Origin of the sequence: Streptomyces sp. NPDC094034 (assembly GCF_040303865.1) — a bacterium.
Taxonomy (GTDB): domain Bacteria; phylum Actinomycetota; class Actinomycetes; order Streptomycetales; family Streptomycetaceae; genus Streptomyces.
Map to the genome: position 1 here is coordinate 398,988 of NZ_JBEOUD010000001.1, position 16,285 is coordinate 415,272.

The following is a 16,285-nucleotide window of genomic DNA, read 5'->3' on the forward strand; positions in this document are numbered from 1 at the left end:
ACCATGGCGGTATACACACTTCCTGAACTTCCGTACGACTACGCGGCGCTCGAACCGGTCATCAATCCGCAGATCATCGAGCTGCACCACGACAAGCACCACGCGGCCTATGTCAAGGGCGCCAACGACACGCTCGACCAGCTCGCGGAGGCGCGCGACAAGGAGTCCTGGGGCGCGATCAACGGGCTGGAGAAGAGCCTCGCGTTCCATCTCTCCGGCCATATCCTCCACTCGATCTACTGGCACAACATGACCGGCGACGGGGGCGGCGAACCGCTCGCCGCGGACGGCGTCGGCGACCTGGCGGACGCGATCGCCGAGTCCTTCGGCTCCTTCGCCGGCTTCAAGTCCCAGCTGACCAAGGCCGCCGCGACCACCCAGGGCTCGGGCTGGGGCGTCCTCGCGTACGAGCCGGTCAGCGGCCGGCTGATCGTCGAGCAGATCTACGACCACCAGGGCAATGTCGGCCAGGGCTCGGTGCCGATCCTGGTCTTCGACGCCTGGGAGCACGCCTTCTACCTCCAGTACAAGAACCAGAAGGTGGACTTCATCGAGGCCATGTGGCGGGTCGTCAACTGGCAGGACGTGGCGAAGCGTTACGCGTCCGCCAAGGAGCGCGCACACAGCCTGCTGCTCGCCCCGTAGACCCGGCGGGGCCGCCGCGGACATCGGGCCGTACGCGTCCTGCTCGTGATCGTCTTCTCACCTTTCACGTGCGGGCGGAATGAGGGAGGACCCCCGCGAGGACGTGACTCGCGGGGGTCCTTCTGTAGGGCTGTAGGGCTGTAGGGCTGGCTGATATCGGCCGGTACGGAATCAGTCGAAGACCGGGCCCTGGGTACGCGTCCTCTTGATCTCGTAGAAGCCGGGGATCGACGCGACCATCAGCGTGCCGTCCCAGAGCTTCACGGCCTCCTCGCCCTTGGGTGCCGGGGTGACGACCGGGCCGAAGAAGGCGATCTGCTCGCCGTCCGCGCCGGGGACGGCGATGACGGGCGTACCGACCTCCTGGCCGACCTTGTCGATGCCCTCCTTGTGGGAGGCGCGCACTTCGGCGTCATAGGTGTCGGAATCCGCGTATTCGATCAGGTCGGCGGGCAGACCGGCGTCGTCCAGCGCGGCGACGATCGCCTCGCGGGTCGCGCCCTCGCCCTGGTTGTGGAAACGGGTACCGAGCGCGGTGTACAGCGGTCCCACCACCTTGTCACCGTGCTTCTGCTGGGCGGCGATGACCACACGCACCGGGGCCCAGGCCTTGGCGAGGCCCTCGCGGTACTCCTGGGGGATGTCCTTGTCCTCATTGAGGACGGCCAGGCTCATCACATGCCAGCGGACCTCGATATCGCGGACCTTCTGCACTTCGAGAACCCAGCGGGAGGTCATCCAGGCCCAGGGGCACAGCGGGTCGAACCAGAAGTCGACGGGAGTCTTCTCGGACATGTCTCTCCTCATGAACGGCTGCGAACGCACCAAACGTCGACAACGTCCGGGCCGGTCGGGAGCATTCCCGGATGCCGCACGTCAGTGGCACATGCGAGGATCGTGGCTGTTTCGGACGAGCCACGAAGGCGAGCCACGAAGGAGTGACCGTGCCCGGTGAGAACCTGTCCCGCGAAGAGGCCCGTGAGCGGGCCGGCCTGCTGACCGTAGACGGGTACGAGGTGGACCTCGACCTGCGCTCGGCGGTCGGCGAGGTGCCGGGCGGTGCGACACCGGGCTCGGACACGCCGCCGCGGACGTTCCGCTCCGTGACGACGATCCGGTTCCGCTGCGCCGAGCCCGGGGCCGCCACCTTCGCCGATCTGATCGCCCCGGACGTGACCGCCGTGACGCTCAACGGGACGGAGCTGGACCCGGCCGCGGTCTTCGACGGCTCGCGGATCGCGCTGGACGGCCTGCTGGCGGAGAACGTCCTGGTGGTGGACGCGCGATGCGCGTACAGCCGTACCGGCGAGGGCATGCACCGCTTCGTCGACCCGGAGGACGGCGAGGTCTATCTCTACACGCAGTACGAGCCGGCCGACGCGCGCCGGGTCTTCGCCAACTTCGAGCAGCCGGACCTCAAGGCTCCGTACCTCTTCCGGGTGACCGCGCCCGAGGGCTGGACCGTATGGGGCAATGGCGAGGGCACGCTGACCGACGGGGTCTGGCACTTCGCCGAGACGAAGCCGATCTCGACGTACATCACGGCGGTCGTGGCCGGTCCGTACCACTATGTGACCGACTCCTACCGCCGTACGTTCGACGACGGCACGGTCCTGGAGATCCCCCTCGGCGCGATGTGCCGCAAGGGGCTCGCCCGGCACTTCGACGCGGACGATGTCTTCCTGATCACCAAGCAGGGCTTCGACTTCTTCCACGACCACTTCGACTACCCGTATCCGTTCGGGAAGTACGACCAGGCGTTCGTGCCCGAGTACAACCTCGGCGCGATGGAGAACCCCGGTCTGGTGACATTCCGCGAGGAGTACATCTTCCGCGGGCATGTGACCCAGGCGTCGTACGAGCGACGGTCGAACACCATCCTGCACGAGATGGCCCATATGTGGTTCGGCGATCTGGTGACCATGCGGTGGTGGGACGACCTGTGGCTGAAGGAGTCGTTCGCGGACTTCATGGGATCGTTCGCGCAGGTGGGGGCGACCCGCTTCACCAATGGCTGGACGACCTTCGCCAACAACCGCAAGTCATGGGCGTATCGCGCGGACCAGCAGCCGTCCACCCATCCGATCACGGCCGACATCCGTGATCTGGAGGACGCCAAGCTGAACTTCGACGGCATCACCTACGCCAAGGGTGCGTCGGTGCTGAAGCAACTGGTGGCGTACGTGGGCCAGGACGCGTTCCTGGAGGGCGCCCGGCGCTACTTCAAGCGGAACGCGTACGGCAACACGCGGCTGGCCGATCTGCTCTCCGCGCTGGAGGAGACGTCCGGGCGGGACATGGCGGGCTGGTCCCGGTCATGGCTGGAGACCGCCGGGCTCAACTCCCTCACCCCTCAGGTGATCTTCGACGCCGAGGGGCGGATCACCGAACTGGCCGTGGTCCAGGACGCCGCCGAATCGCACCCGGAGCTGCGGCCGCACCGGGTGGCCATCGGGCTGTACCGGCGTACGCCGGGGGGCGAGCTCGTACGGTTCGCCCGTACCGAGACGGATGTGGCCGGGCCGCGCACGGTCGTCACCGAACTGGCCGGCGCGGAGCGGCCGGAGCTGATCCTCGTCAATGACGACGATCTGACCTATTGCAAGATCCGTTTCGACGCGGGCTCGCTGGACACGCTGCGCGCGTATCTCGGTGACCTCAGCGACCCGCTCGCCCGCGCCCTGTGCTGGTCGGCGCTCTGGAACCTCACGCGCGACGCGCTCATGCCGGCCCGGGACTTCATCGGTCTGGTGCTCACCCACGCGGGCCGCGAGACGAGCATCGGTGTGCTCCAGATGCTGCACGCCTGGGCCGAGTCGGCGCTCACGCACTACGCGGCGCCGGCCTGGCGCGAGGAGGGCGGGCGGCTGCTGGCCGAGGGCGCGCTGCGCGAGCTGCGGCTGTCCGAGCCCGGCAGTGAGCACCAGCTGACCTGGGCCCGCTTCTTCGCGACCGTCGCGTCGTCGGACGCGGACTTCCAGCTGCTGCGCGGGCTGTTGGACGGCACGGCGAAGATCGACGGTCTCGATGTCGACCAGGAGCTGCGCTGGGCCTTCCTGGGGCCGCTGGCCGCGCACGGGCGGGCGGACGAGTCCGTCATCGACGACGAACTGGCCCGTGACGACACGGCGTCGGGCAAGCGGCACCAGGTGCGCTGTCTGGCGGCCCGGCCGTCGGCCGCGGTCAAGGCGCAGGCATGGGCCCAGGTCGTCGAGTCGGACGCGCTGTCGAACGCGCTGGTCGAGGCGACGATCGCCGGTTTCGCCCGGTCGAACCAGCGGGAGCTGCTCGCGCCGTACGCCGCGACGTACTTCGAAGTGATCGAGCGGGTGTGGGCCGAGCGCTCGATCCAGATCGCCATGGATGTGGTGCGCGGACTCTTCCCGGGACTCCAGGGGGACCGTCGGACCCTGGACGCGGCGACGGCGTGGCTCGACGCGCACCGGGACGCGGCGCCCGCCCTGCGCAGGCTGGTGCTGGAGGCGACGGACGATCTGGCGCGTGCGCTGCGCGGTCAGGAGTGCGACACGGCGGCGGCCGGCTGACGGGCGGCGTTCGGACACCTCGTCCCGGGGTGCGGTGCCGGGCGTGCTCGCGGGCCTCTGATCGGCAGTCGAACGCCCTTACTTTAGGACGATCTTGTCCGGTTTTGCCGACAAACGGGTAACGGGGGTTAGAGGGACGCCTGAGGAGGGGGAGACACCGGGACATGAACAACAACACCCCGGTCTCCCCCCGCCCCCTCGGCCACCTCTCCGATGATGTGCGGAGTCGTGTGCTCTCGCTCGCGCAACTGCGTGAGCGCGGTGTCCCTGGTGGCCGGGCCACCGCCCAGTGCCGGCCCGGCGGCCCCTGGCAGCAACCGCTGCCCGGGGTCTTCCTGTTGCACGCGGGTCCCCCGACCGCGGATGAGCGGCTGCGGGCGGTACTGCTGTACGCGGGGCGGCCGAGCGCGGAGAGTTCCCGGGGGGTGCCTGCCCAGCCGGGCCGGCAGACCCCGTCCGCCCCTCCTGTCTCCTCCTCCGCTTCCTCCTCCGTCTCCTCCGCCACCTCCGCCTCCTCGTCGGCGACTTCGGCGTCCCCGTACGGCGCGGTGATGATCACGGGACTGGCGGCGCTGGCGCTGTACGGATTCACGTCCGCTCCCCCGCTGCTGTCGCTGGAGCGGATCGATGTGCTCGTACCACGTACCCGGCGGCTGCGGTCCACCGGGTGCGCCCGGCTGATCCGGGCCCACACCCTGCCGCGGCCCGAGGAGTTCGACGGGATGCCGGTGGCACCGGTGGGGCGTGCGCTGGCCGACGCGGTCGCGGAGCTGTCCGACGCGGACGCCGTCGTCGCGCTGCTGACCGAGGCGGTACGCGCGGGACACTGCGAACCGGCCCTGGTGGTACGGGAGCTGAGCCAGTCCGGGCTGTTGGCGCGGCCGCATGTGGTGGAAGCGGTGGACTCCCTGCTCGCCGAGGGGCGGACGCTGGCCGAGGGCCGGCTCTATGAACTGGTGCGGGTGTACGGGTTCCAGGAGCCGCTGTGGAACGTGGATCTGCGACTGCCGGGCGGACCGCGGCTGGGCGGCGTGGACGCCTACTGGCCCGACCAGGCGGTCGCCGTCGAGCTGGACACCCGGGCGCCGAGGCCGGGCGGCCGGGCCGCCGACCTGACGGACGACGAGGACGACGAGCGGTGGTCCGCGGCCGTCCGCAAGCGCGAGCATCTGGAGCGGCTGGGGATCACGGTCGTCCATCTCACGCCCAGAAAGCTGCGGGAGGCGCTGGATCAGCAGGCGACGGTGGTCCGTACGGCCCTGATGGCGGCGAACGACCGGGATCCGGCCGCACAGGTGGTCATCCTGCCGAGATGACCGCGGCGGGGCGGGGGCGGTGCCGGCCGTAACGGAGACACCGGCCCCGGCCCCCGCACAAGCACCCGTACCCGGCACCCGCGCCCGCATCACCAGCGTCACCAGCGTCACCAGCACGCGGATTTCGCCCCATTGGTCCCCGATGGCGCACACGCCGCGCTGGCGGGTCTACGCCACGACTGAAACCCGCCCCTGACAGCTCTCCACAAACCCCCGCCCTTGCGAAAAAGTGAGCGGTCATCCGGTACCGAACTCCGGACTGTCTCTTTCACCACACAGGGATGCTGATGACCTCCGAATCCGAGAGCTCCATATCCGGGCCGAGACGCGTGGCCAGGATCGCGGCGGCCGCCGGTCTGGTGGCCGCGCTGATAGCCACCGGCGCGGTACCCGCCTTCTCCGCGACGGGCGCCGACGACCCGGCCGCACCCGTCAAGTCCTCCCCCGTCTCCGGCTCTTCCGACAAGCTCGGGGCGGCCGACGCCGATCTGCTCGACAAGGCGAAGGCCAAGGGCGAGAAGAACATCACGATGATGGTCGCCACCGCGCCGGGGGCGACCGAGCAGGTCGCCGGTCAACTGGACGCCGTCGAAGGCGCCATGGTCGGCAAGACCGATGACAAGCTCGGCTATGTACGGGCCACCCTCCCGACCGCCAAGGCGGACGCCGCGATCAGGGCGGCCCAGAAGCTCTCCTCCGTCCACGGCATCGATCTCAACCAGGAGATCATGCTGGACGACCCGGCGCCCGCGGCGGACACGGTCAAGGCCGCGAAGGGCGCCACCGGTTCGGCCGCCCAGAAGTACCCGGCGCCGAGCAGCAGGACCCCGGCGAAGAACCCGTACAACCCGTCCTTCGAGACCGGCGCGGTGGACTTCGTCAAGAAGAACCCGAAGGCCGACGGCCGCGGTGTCACCATCGGCATCCTGGACTCGGGGGTCGATCTCGGCCACCCCGCGCTCCAGAAGACCACCACCGGCGAGCGCAAGATCGTCGACTGGGTGACCGCCACGGACCCGGTGTCCGACGGCGACGGCACCTGGCGCCGGATGGACACCGCGGTGTCGGGCCCGTCCTTCACGGCGGACGGCCGTACGTGGAAGGCCCCGGCCGGCTCGTACAAGTACCGCGCGTTCCGCGAGGACGCCACCCTGGGTGGCGACATGGCGGGCGACCTCAACCGTGACGGTGACACCACCGACGCCTGGGGCGTGCTCTACGACCCGGCCAACGGGACCGTACGCGTCGACCTGGACAACGACGGCGACTTCACCAACGACACCGTCATGAAGCCGTACAAGGACGGCTTCCAGATCGGCTACTTCGGCAAGGACAACCCGGCCACCCCGGTGGTCGAGCGCATCCCGTTCGTCGTCGAGATCCGCAAGGACGTCGTCTACAACGCGGCGGGCGCGAAGTCCGACTTCGTCAACATCGGTGTCATCGAGGGCGCGCACGGCTCGCACGTCGCGGGCATCACCGCGGCCAACGGCCTCTTCGGCGGCAAGATGAACGGCGCGGCCCCCGGCGCCAAGCTGGTGTCCTCGCGCGCCTGCTCCTGGAGCGGCGGCTGCACCAGCGTCGCGCTGATGGAGGGCATGATCGACCTCGTCGCCAACCGCGGTGTGGACATCGTCAATATGTCGATCGGCGGTCTGCCGCCGCTCAACGACGGCAACAACGCCCGCGCCCGGCTGTACACGCGCCTCATCGACACGTACGGCGTGCAGCTCGTGATCTCGGCCGGTAACGACGGCCCCGGCACCAACACCATCAGTGACCCGGCCCTGGCCGACAAGGTCATCTCGGTCGCCGCGTCGATCTCCAAGGAGACCTGGGCCGCCAACTACGGCTCCGGAGTGACGACGAAGTACGGCCTGCTGCCGTTCTCGTCCCGCGGCCCCCGCGAGGACGGCGGCTTCACGCCGACCCTCACCGCTCCGGGCGCGGCCATCAACACCACCCAGACCTGGACCGCCGGCGGCCCGGTCGCCGAGGCGGGCTACCAGCTGCCGCCCGGCTACTCGATGCTCCAGGGCACCTCGATGGCCTCTCCGCAGGCCGCCGGCGCGAGCGCGCTGCTGCTCTCCGCCGCCAAGCAGAAGCGGATCAGCCTCACCCCCGCCACCCTGCGGACGGCGCTCACCAGCAGCGCCACCAAGATCCCCGGTCTCCAGGCCCATGAGCAGGGCGCCGGTCTGATCGATGTCGTGGGCGCGTGGAAGTCCATCGAGAAGGGCGCCACCGCCCACGAGTACACGGTCAGGGCGCCGGTCGACACGGCGCTCGACCAGTACCTGGCGACCCCCGGCTTCGGCACCGGTCTGTACGACCGCGAGGGCGGTCTGAAGGCCGGCCAGAGCCGGACCTACGACATCACCCTCACCCGGACCACCGGCGCCGAGGGCGCGCTGGAGCACCGGCTGAAGTGGAAATACGACAACGGCAACGACAAGACCTTCCGGCTGCTGGGCAGTGACCGGATCAAGCTGCCGCTGAACCAGCCGGTGACCGTGACCGTGCAGGCCAGGCCCGGTTCCGCCGGGGTGCACAGCGCGATTCTGGAGATCGACGACCGTCGTACGGAGGGTGTGGACAAGCAGGTCCTCGCCACCGTGGTCGTCTCGAAGGAGCTGGCCAAGCCGGCGTACGCGTTCTCGGCGTCGGACTCGGTGCAGCGCAACGCCTCGAAGTCGTACTTCGTGACGGTGCCGGCGGGCGCGAAGACCCTGGAGGTGGCGCTCGGCGGACTCGCCAAGGACAGCCAGACCCGGTTCATCGCCATCAGCCCGTACGGCGTGCAGATGGAGGACAGCTCGACGATCTTCTGCTACCCGAACTACCCGAACCCGGCCAACACCTGCCGCCCGGACGTGCGTTCGTACCCGGACCCGCTGCCGGGTGTCTGGGAGATCGAGGTCGAGTCGCGCCGTACGTCGCCGCTGCTCGACAACCCGTACACGCTGGACACGACCCTGATGGGCGCGGTCTTCGACCCGGCGGTCACCACGATCCCCGAGGCGAAGATCGGCACCCCCGCCCCGGTGTCCTGGAAGGTCACCAACGGCTACGCCGCCATCGACGGCACGCTCGGCGGCGGCTCGCTGGGCTCGGCGAAGGTCGCCCGTCCGACGATCGCGGACGGCGAGGTGCGGGAGACGACCGTCACCATCGGCGCGGGCGTCGAGCGGCTCGACATCGCGATCGGCGGCGCGGCCGACACGGGGGCCGACCTCGACCTCTATGTCGCGAAGGACGGCCGTACGGTCGGTCAGTCCACGACGGCCAGCTCCGAGGAGTCCGTCAGCCTGGTCAACCCGGCGGCCGGTACGTACACGATCACCGTCGACGCCTACGCGGTCCCGGCCGGGTCCACGGCGTACGACTACCGCGACGTGTACTACTCGGACGCGCTCGGCTCGATCAAGGCGGACGGCGCCGTCAGGCTCGACAGCGGTGCTTCCGCGCAGGTCGCGGCCGAGGTGCTGGTGAGCAGCGCGGCCCCGGCGGGCCGGCAGTTCTTCGGCGAGGTCCAGCTGCTCAACGCGCGCGGCACCGCCGCGGGCACCGGCAGTGTGATCATCGAGAGCGTTACCCCGTAACGGGACGTAACGTATGAGGTGGTACCAGGGGGCGGGCGTCCGTACGGGCGCCCGCCCTCTGTCCGCTCCCTGGACAATGGATTGGACAAGCCGCCCCGGGACAGACGCATGATGAATGGGACGCGTGCCCGGGACAGTCGCGAATGAAGGAGCCCCAGTGAAGGTCGGAATCGTCGGAGCCACCGGTCAGGTCGGCACAGTCATGCGCAGGATTCTGGCCGAGCGGCGCTTCCCGGTCGCCGAGCTGCGGCTCTTCGCCTCCGCGCGGTCGGCGGGGTCCGTCGTCGAGTGGCAGGGCACGGCGATCACCGTCGAGGACGCGTCCGCCGCCGACTACTCCGGGCTCGACATCGTGCTCTTCTCCGCCGGGGGCGCCACCTCGAAGGTGCTCGCGGAGAAGGTCGCCGGCCAGGGCGCCGTCGTGATCGACAACTCCTCCGCCTGGCGGCGCGACCCCGAGGTCCCGCTGGTCGTCTCCGAGGTCAACGCGCACGCGATCAAGAACCGTCCCAAGGGCATCATCGCCAACCCGAACTGCACCACGATGGCCGCCATGCCCGTGCTGCGCGCGCTGCACGCCGAGGCGGGGCTGACCGCGCTGGTCGCCACGACCTACCAGGCGGTGTCCGGCTCCGGCCTCTCCGGCGTGGCCGAGCTGCACGGACAGGCGCAGAAGGTCGTCGCCGAGGCCGACCGGCTCACCCATGACGGCGAGGCCGTCGACTTCCCCGAGCCCAGCGTCTATCAGCGTCCCATCGCCTTCAATGTGCTCCCGCTCGCGGGCTCCCTCGTGGACGACGGCTCCTTCGAGACCGACGAGGAGCAGAAGCTCCGTAACGAGTCCCGCAAGATCCTGGAGATCCCGGACCTGAAGGTCTCCGGGACCTGTGTCAGGGTGCCGGTCTTCACCGGCCACTCGCTCCAGGTCAACGCCCGCTTCGCCCGCCCGATCAGCGTGCAGCGCGCCTATGAGCTGCTGAAGGACGCGCCGGGGGTGGAGCTGTCCGAGATCCCGACGCCGCTCCAGGCGGCCGGCAAGGACGCCTCGTACGTGGGCCGGATCCGGAACGACGAGACCGTGGAGAACGGTCTGGCGCTGTTCCTCTCCAACGACAATCTGCGCAAGGGCGCGGCGCTCAACGCCATCCAGATCGCGGAGCTGGTCGCGGCCGAGCTCAACGGCTGACGGTCCGCTCACTCGGCGGGCGGGGCGGGATTCCGTTACGTACGGGCCGGGAGGCGCCGTACGGGGACCCCGCCCCGCCGCCATGACCGCCCGCGCACGGCGATTACTGCCGGGCGTCGAGCCCGATCCCCGTGGAAGGATGGCCGCAAACGTCACGAACCGAGGAGATGAACCGGGTGCCTGGCACAAATCTGACCCGTGAAGAGGCGCAGCGGCGCGCACGCCTCCTCACCGTGGACTCGTACGAGATCGATCTCGATCTCAGCGGCGCGCAGGAGGGCGGCACCTACCGGTCCGTGACCACGGTGCGCTTCCTGAGCGCGGAGGCCGGGGCGGAGACCTTCATCGATCTGGTGGCACCCGCGGTGCACGAGGTCGTACTCAACGGCACCTCCCTGGACGTCGCCGCCGTCTTCCGTGATTCGCGGATCGCGCTGGCGCATCTGCACGAGGGCCCCAACGAGCTGACGGTCGTCGCGGACTGCGCCTACACCAACACCGGCGAGGGGCTGCACCGTTTCGTCGACCCGGTCGACGAGCAGGCCTATCTGTACACGCAGTTCGAGGTGCCGGACGCGCGGCGTGTCTTCGCCTCGTTCGAGCAGCCCGACCTGAAGGCGACCTTCCAGTTCACCGTGAAGGCGCCGGAGGGCTGGACGGTCGTCTCCAACTCGCCGACGCCGGAGCCCAAGGACCACGTCTGGGTCTTCGAGCCGACGCCGCGCATCTCGTCGTACATCACGGCGCTGATCGTCGGTCCGTACCACTCGGTGCACAGCTCCTACGAGAAGGACGGCCAGTCCGTGCCGCTGGGCGTCTACTGCCGGCCCTCGCTCGCGGAGTATCTGGACTCGGACGCGATCTTCGAGGTCACCCGGCAGGGTTTCGACTGGTTCCAGGAGAAGTTCGCCTACGACTACCCCTTCGCCAAGTACGACCAGCTGTTCGTGCCGGAGTTCAACGCGGGCGCGATGGAGAACGCGGGCGCGGTCACCATCCGCGACCAGTACGTCTTCCGTTCGAAGGTGACGGACGCGGCGTACGAGACGCGGGCCGAGACGATCCTGCACGAGCTGGCGCACATGTGGTTCGGCGATCTGGTCACCATGGAGTGGTGGAACGATCTGTGGCTGAACGAGTCTTTCGCCACCTACACCTCGATCGCCTGCCAGGCGCACGCGCCGGGCTCGAAGTGGCCGCACTCCTGGACCACGTTCGCCAACTCCATGAAGACCTGGGCCTACCGGCAGGACCAACTGCCCTCCACACACCCGATCATGGCGGACATCCGTGATCTGGACGATGTGCTGGTCAACTTCGACGGCATCACCTACGCCAAGGGCGCCTCCGTACTGAAGCAGCTGGTCGCGTACGTCGGCCAGGACGAGTTCTTCAGCGGCGTGCAGGCGTACTTCAAGGCGCACGCGTTCGGGAACACCCAGCTGTCCGATCTGCTGGGCGCGCTGGAGAAGACCTCGGGCCGTGATCTGAAGACCTGGTCGACGGCGTGGCTGGAGACGGCCGGTATCAATGTCCTGCGCCCGGAGATCGAGCTGGACGCCTCGGGCCATGTGGCCTCGCTCGCCGTACGGCAGGAGGCGCCGGCGCTGCCGGCCGGGGCCAAGGGTGAGCCAGTACTGCGCCCGCACCGGATCGCGATCGGCTGCTACGACCTGGACGGGAACGGCAAGCTGGTCCGCACGAGCCGGATCGAGCTGGACGTGGACGGCGAGCTGACGGAGGTGCCCTTCCCGGCGGACAGCCCGCGTCCGGCCGTCATCCTGCTCAACGACGACGATCTGTCGTACGCGAAGGTCCGGCTGGACGAGGAGTCGCTGCGGGTCGTCACCGAACACCTCGGCGACTTCGAGGAGTCGCTGCCGCGCGCGCTGTGCTGGGCGTCGGCCTGGGACATGACGCGCGACGGCGAGCTGGCCACGCGCGACTATCTGGAGCTGGTGCTCTCGGGTATCGCGAAGGAGTCGGACATCGGGGTGGTGCAGTCGCTGCACCGCCAGGTGAAGCTGGCGCTCGACCTGTACGCGGCGCCCGCCTGGCGCGAGGCCGGGCTGACCCGGTGGACGGACGCCACGCTGGCGCATCTGCGGGCGGCCGAGCCGGGCGGCGACCACCAGCTGGCCTGGGCACGCGCGTTCGCCGCGACGGCGCGTACGCCCCAGCAGCTCGACCTGTTGCAGGGCCTGCTCGACGGCACGGAGACGGTCGAGGGCCTGACCGTCGACACCGAGCTGCGCTGGGCGTTCGTACAGCGGCTGGCGGCGGTGGGGCTGCACGACGAGGAGGAGATCTCGGCGGAGTACGAGCGCGACCGCACGGCGGCGGGCGAACGCCACGCCGCCGCGGCCCGCTCGGCGCGACCGCTGGACGAGGCCAAGGCGGAGGCATGGGCGTCGGTGGTGGAGAGCGACAAGCTGCCGAACGCGCTCCAGGAGGCGGTGATCAGCGGCTTCGTCCAGACCGACCAGCGTGAGCTGCTGGCCCCGTACGCGGAGAAGTTCTTCGCGGCGGTCGGGGAGGTCTGGGAGTCGCGCTCGCACGAGATGGCCCAGCAGATCGCGGTCGGTCTGTACCCGTCGCTCCAGGTCTCCCGCGCCACGCTGGACGCGACGGACGCCTGGCTCGCCTCCGCGAGCCCGAACGCGGCGTTGCGGCGGCTGATCTCGGAGTCGAGGTCGGGCGTCGAGCGCGCGCTGAAGGCGCAGGAGGCGGACGCGGCGGCCGCCGTCGCGTAACCCGGTTCCGAGGACGGGCGGGCCGGGGCGGATCCTGTGGGAGCCGCACCCCGGCCCGCCGGTCAGCGGCGGAGGTCCGGCCGGTCAGCTCGACGCCGTACGGCCACGACGACGGCGCCGGGCGCACGAAAGCGCCGCCCGGCACAGGAGGTGCCGGGCGACGCCCAGGAAGTCCGGGTGGGTCAGGCCTGCTTGCGCGACTTGTCGAGCACGATCACCAGACCGGCGATGATGCCGAAGATCACCAGCGGCGCGGCCACGAACAGGCCGAGGGTCTCGCCCACACTCAGGCCCGGACCCGGGTCGTCGCCGTCGTCCCGGGTCAGCGCGAGCGCCGGGGACGACATGAGCAGCATCATCAGCGTCGTACCGGTCGCCAGGGCGCCGGCGCGCAGAGCGTTCTTCTTGTCCACGGTGCAAACGTAGCGAACCCGTCCGCGGGCCGCGCGCCCGGGGTGCCTTAGGCCCTGTCTGAGGCCACCCCTCCCCGTCGGCGCGCGCGGCCTCCACCAGTGCCTCAGTCGCCGCGCAGGGCCTCCATCAGGCCGTGCAGCCGGGGCGAGGCGGCCAGTTCCTCCAGGCTCATCGGGCGGCCCTCCGCGTCGGCCACCGGCAGCCGCCAGTTCGGGTACTGGTTCCAGGTGCCCGGCAGGTTCTGCGGTCTGCGGTCGCCGACCGCGTCCGGCAGCCAGACCCCGATCATCCGCGCGGGGGTGAGCGTCAGGAAGCGGTAGAAGGCGCGGATCTCCTCCTCCTCGTCCCCGTCGCCCCCGGGCAGCAGCCCCAGGCGCGCGAGCCGGCCCAGCCACTCCGCGATCTCCGCCTGCTCCTCCGAGCGCTCCTGCTCCAGCGGACGGGTGAGCAGACCGAGCCGGTGGCGCAGCTCCGCGTACTCACCGGTGAGCCGGGCCGCCGTGGGCGGCAGATCATGGGTGGTGGCGGTGGCCACACACCCCTCGCGCCAGCTCTCGGGCGGCAGCGGGCGGCCCGTGCCCACCCAGTCGCGCTCGAACCAGAGCACGGACGTGCCGAGCACCCCGCGCCGCTGGAGCGCCTCGCGTACGCCGGGCTCGACCGTGCCCAGATCCTCCCCTATGACGACGGCGCCCGCGCGGTGGGCCTCCAGGGCGAGGACCGCGAGCATCGCCTCGGCGTCGTATCGGACATACGTTCCCCGGGTGGGGTCCTGGCCCCGGGGAACCCACCAGAGCCGGAACAGCCCCATCACATGGTCGATCCGCAGCGCTCCCGCGTGCCGCAGCAGACCCTGGAGCAGCCCGCGGAACGGGGCGTAGCCGGACGCGGCCAGCACATCGGGGCGCCAGGGCGGCAGGCCCCAGTCCTGGCCGAGCGCGTTGAAGGCGTCCGGGGGCGCGCCGATCGAGATGCCCGCGGCGAACGCGTCCTGCTGGGCCCAGGCGTCGGCGCCGCCCGGATGCACCCCGACGGCGAGGTCATGGACGATCCCGACGGCCATCCCCGCGTCCACGGCGGTCCGGGAGGCGGCGGCCAGCTGCTCGTCCGTCAGCCAGGCCAGCCGGCAGTGGTAGTCGATCCGGTCGAGCAGTTCCCGGCGGGCCGCGGCCGTCTCGGCGGAGCGCGGGTCGCGCAGCGGCTCCGGCCAGTCGTGCCACTCCGGGCCGTGCACCTCGGCGAGGGCTCCCCAGGTGGCGTGGTCCTCCAGGGCACCGCCCTGCGCGGCCAGGAAGTCCCAGTAGGCGGCGCGCCGCCCGGGGCCGAGCGGGACCGTGTCCAGGATGTCCAGGGCCGCGCGCTTGAGCGCCCACACGGCGTCGCGGTCGATCAGCGCGCCCTCGCCCGGGGTCTTGTCGAGAACGGACTCCCGCAGCGCCGCGGCCCGTTCCACCAGCGCGTCGAGGCGCGCGCGGTCGGGTCCCCGTACATACGCGTACTCGGGGATGTCCTCGATCCGCAGATGCACCGGGTCGGGGAAGCGGCGTGAGGAGGGGCGGTAGGGGGACGGGTCGGTCGGATCGCCCGGTACGGCGGCGTGCAGCGGATTGATCTGGACGAACCCGGCCCCCAGGGTCCGGCCCGACCAGCCGGCCAGCTCGGCGAGATCGGCCAGATCGCCCATGCCCCACGAGCGCGCGGAGAGCAGGGAGTAGAGCTGCACCAGAAAGCCGTGGGTGCGGGCGGGCGGGCGCGGCACCCGGGCGGGCGCGACGATCAGCACCACCCAGGCGGTACGCCCGTCGGGGGCCTCGACGGCCAGCCGGTGCACTCCGAGCGGGATCCGCGCCCACGCGGCGGGCTCCTCGGGGGCGGAGTGCGGCAGCTCCAACGACTCGCCCTCCTCCGTCTCCACCCGGAGCACCGAGCCCGGCGGGAGCGTGGCCAGGGCGGGCGGCAGCTCGGGGGACGGCGGGGCCGGTGCGGGACGGGAGGCGGCGGATTCCTCCGGGGCGCCCGGGGCACCGTCCCGCGCGGTCCACAGCACGAGCGTCGCGGGCAGCAGCCGCCTCGCCTCGGCGGACTCGGCGTCGCTGAGCGCGTCGTCCACGGCCCCGGGCGTGGCCGCGTCGACACCCAGTGCGGCGAGCACCGCGACCACGGTGTCGTCGGGGACCGGGACGGTGACGCCCGGGGAAGGTGAGTGCGCGGTGGCGACACCGTGCAGCTCGGCGAGCCTGGCCAGACCCATACGCACTCCGTTCAGACGGTCAGACTCCTGGGGACTCCGTGCCGCCCGCCGTGCCGGGAGCGGTCGGCTCGCTGGTCAGGGGGGCGGTGTCGGCGAGCGGGGGCTCGCTGGTGAGGGGCGCCGCGTCGGCGAGCGGGGGCTCGCTGGTCAGGGGTCCCGCGCCGATGCCGCCGAGCGGGGGCTCGCTGGTCAGCGGGGCGTGCTCCGCCTGTTTGGAGAGGGCGGAGAGCAGAAGCTGTGCGGATGCGGCCATGACGGCGCCTCCAAGGAACAGGGAACAGGTCATCGCAGCCCTACCCAGCGGGCGGAGCCGCAGACGTGTACGCCCCGTAAACGTGTGTCGAGTCACGATCCGTTCCCCGTGCGGCAGTTGAAGGTCCTGCCTATCACAAACGGGCATTTGCGACACAACGGCCACGCGCATGGCCACTGTCACCACGGGAGGCCCCGCCGCGGCTTTCGGGGGGCCGGAGGACGGCCGGCGACGAGGTGCGGCCCTGGCCGAACCAGCTCGGCGAAGCCGCCTTCCGGCATTCGGGTGACGGTGCCCAGGCGGACGCGGGTGCCGCGTAC

General features: G+C 70.8%; 10 protein-coding genes. 6 read left to right on the plus strand and 4 right to left on the minus strand.

The window, feature by feature from the left end:
• Positions 1–3 precede the first annotated feature (3 nt).
• The gene (locus ABTZ59_RS01775; RefSeq protein ID WP_351388169.1) at positions 4–645 is read left to right on the plus strand and encodes a superoxide dismutase; all 642 of its coding nucleotides are present in this window, start codon (positions 4–6) and stop codon (positions 643–645) included.
• Positions 646–816: 171 nt separating this feature from the next.
• Here the strand turns inward: ABTZ59_RS01775 and ABTZ59_RS01780 are convergent, their stop codons facing one another.
• Entirely contained in the window at positions 817–1,440 is a 624-nt protein-coding gene (locus ABTZ59_RS01780; protein WP_351388176.1) for a mycothiol-dependent nitroreductase Rv2466c family protein, read from the minus strand.
• A 149-nt stretch (positions 1,441–1,589) separates the two neighbouring features.
• Between ABTZ59_RS01780 and pepN (ABTZ59_RS01785) the strand changes: the two genes are divergently transcribed.
• The 5 genes from pepN (ABTZ59_RS01785) (at position 1,590) to pepN (ABTZ59_RS01805) (ending at position 13,047) form a co-directional block, all read left to right on the plus strand.
• Positions 1,590–4,190 (plus strand): aminopeptidase N, encoded by a 2,601-nt coding sequence (gene pepN, locus ABTZ59_RS01785; RefSeq protein ID WP_351388181.1) that lies wholly within the window; start codon positions 1,590–1,592, stop codon positions 4,188–4,190.
• A 164-nt stretch (positions 4,191–4,354) separates the two neighbouring features.
• Entirely contained in the window at positions 4,355–5,506 is a 1,152-nt protein-coding gene (locus ABTZ59_RS01790) for a hypothetical protein (protein WP_351388185.1), read from the plus strand.
• Between the two features lie 281 nt (positions 5,507–5,787).
• Positions 5,788–9,108, plus strand: coding sequence for a S8 family serine peptidase (locus tag ABTZ59_RS01795; RefSeq protein WP_351388187.1), 3,321 nt, complete (start codon positions 5,788–5,790; stop codon positions 9,106–9,108).
• Between the two features lie 157 nt (positions 9,109–9,265).
• Entirely contained in the window at positions 9,266–10,294 is a 1,029-nt protein-coding gene (locus tag ABTZ59_RS01800) for an aspartate-semialdehyde dehydrogenase (protein WP_351388194.1), read from the plus strand.
• 176 nt (positions 10,295–10,470) lie between these two features.
• Positions 10,471–13,047, plus strand: a complete 2,577-nt coding sequence (pepN, locus tag ABTZ59_RS01805) for an aminopeptidase N (RefSeq protein ID WP_351388199.1) — start codon at positions 10,471–10,473, stop codon at positions 13,045–13,047.
• 182 nt (positions 13,048–13,229) lie between these two features.
• On the opposite strand, the gene ABTZ59_RS01810 is transcribed toward pepN (ABTZ59_RS01805), so the two are convergent.
• The 3 genes from ABTZ59_RS01810 to ABTZ59_RS01820 form a co-directional block, all read right to left on the minus strand.
• Positions 13,230–13,460 (minus strand): hypothetical protein, encoded by a 231-nt coding sequence (locus tag ABTZ59_RS01810; protein ID WP_249949384.1) that lies wholly within the window; start codon positions 13,458–13,460, stop codon positions 13,230–13,232.
• A gap of 104 nt (positions 13,461–13,564) precedes the next feature.
• Positions 13,565–15,712 (minus strand): 4-alpha-glucanotransferase, encoded by a 2,148-nt coding sequence (gene malQ / locus ABTZ59_RS01815; protein WP_351388204.1) that lies wholly within the window; start codon positions 15,710–15,712, stop codon positions 13,565–13,567.
• Positions 15,713–15,731: 19 nt separating this feature from the next.
• Positions 15,732–15,965, minus strand: a complete 234-nt coding sequence (locus ABTZ59_RS01820) for a hypothetical protein (RefSeq protein ID WP_351388207.1) — start codon at positions 15,963–15,965, stop codon at positions 15,732–15,734.
• Positions 15,966–16,285 lie beyond the last annotated feature (320 nt).

Bases quoted from the DNA above. Each gene is read 5' to 3' on its own strand.
- ABTZ59_RS01775 (WP_351388169.1), top strand. From the start codon at position 4: ATGGCGGTATACACACTTCCTGAACTTCCGTACGACTACGCGGCGCTC.
- ABTZ59_RS01780 (WP_351388176.1), bottom strand. From the start codon at position 1,440: ATGTCCGAGAAGACTCCCGTCGACTTCTGGTTCGACCCGCTGTGCCCC.
- ABTZ59_RS01790 (WP_351388185.1), top strand. From the start codon at position 4,355: ATGAACAACAACACCCCGGTCTCCCCCCGCCCCCTCGGCCACCTCTCC.
- ABTZ59_RS01795 (WP_351388187.1), top strand. From the start codon at position 5,788: ATGCTGATGACCTCCGAATCCGAGAGCTCCATATCCGGGCCGAGACGC.
- malQ (WP_351388204.1), bottom strand. From the start codon at position 15,712: ATGGGTCTGGCCAGGCTCGCCGAGCTGCACGGTGTCGCCACCGCGCAC.
- ABTZ59_RS01820 (WP_351388207.1), bottom strand. From the start codon at position 15,965: ATGGCCGCATCCGCACAGCTTCTGCTCTCCGCCCTCTCCAAACAGGCG.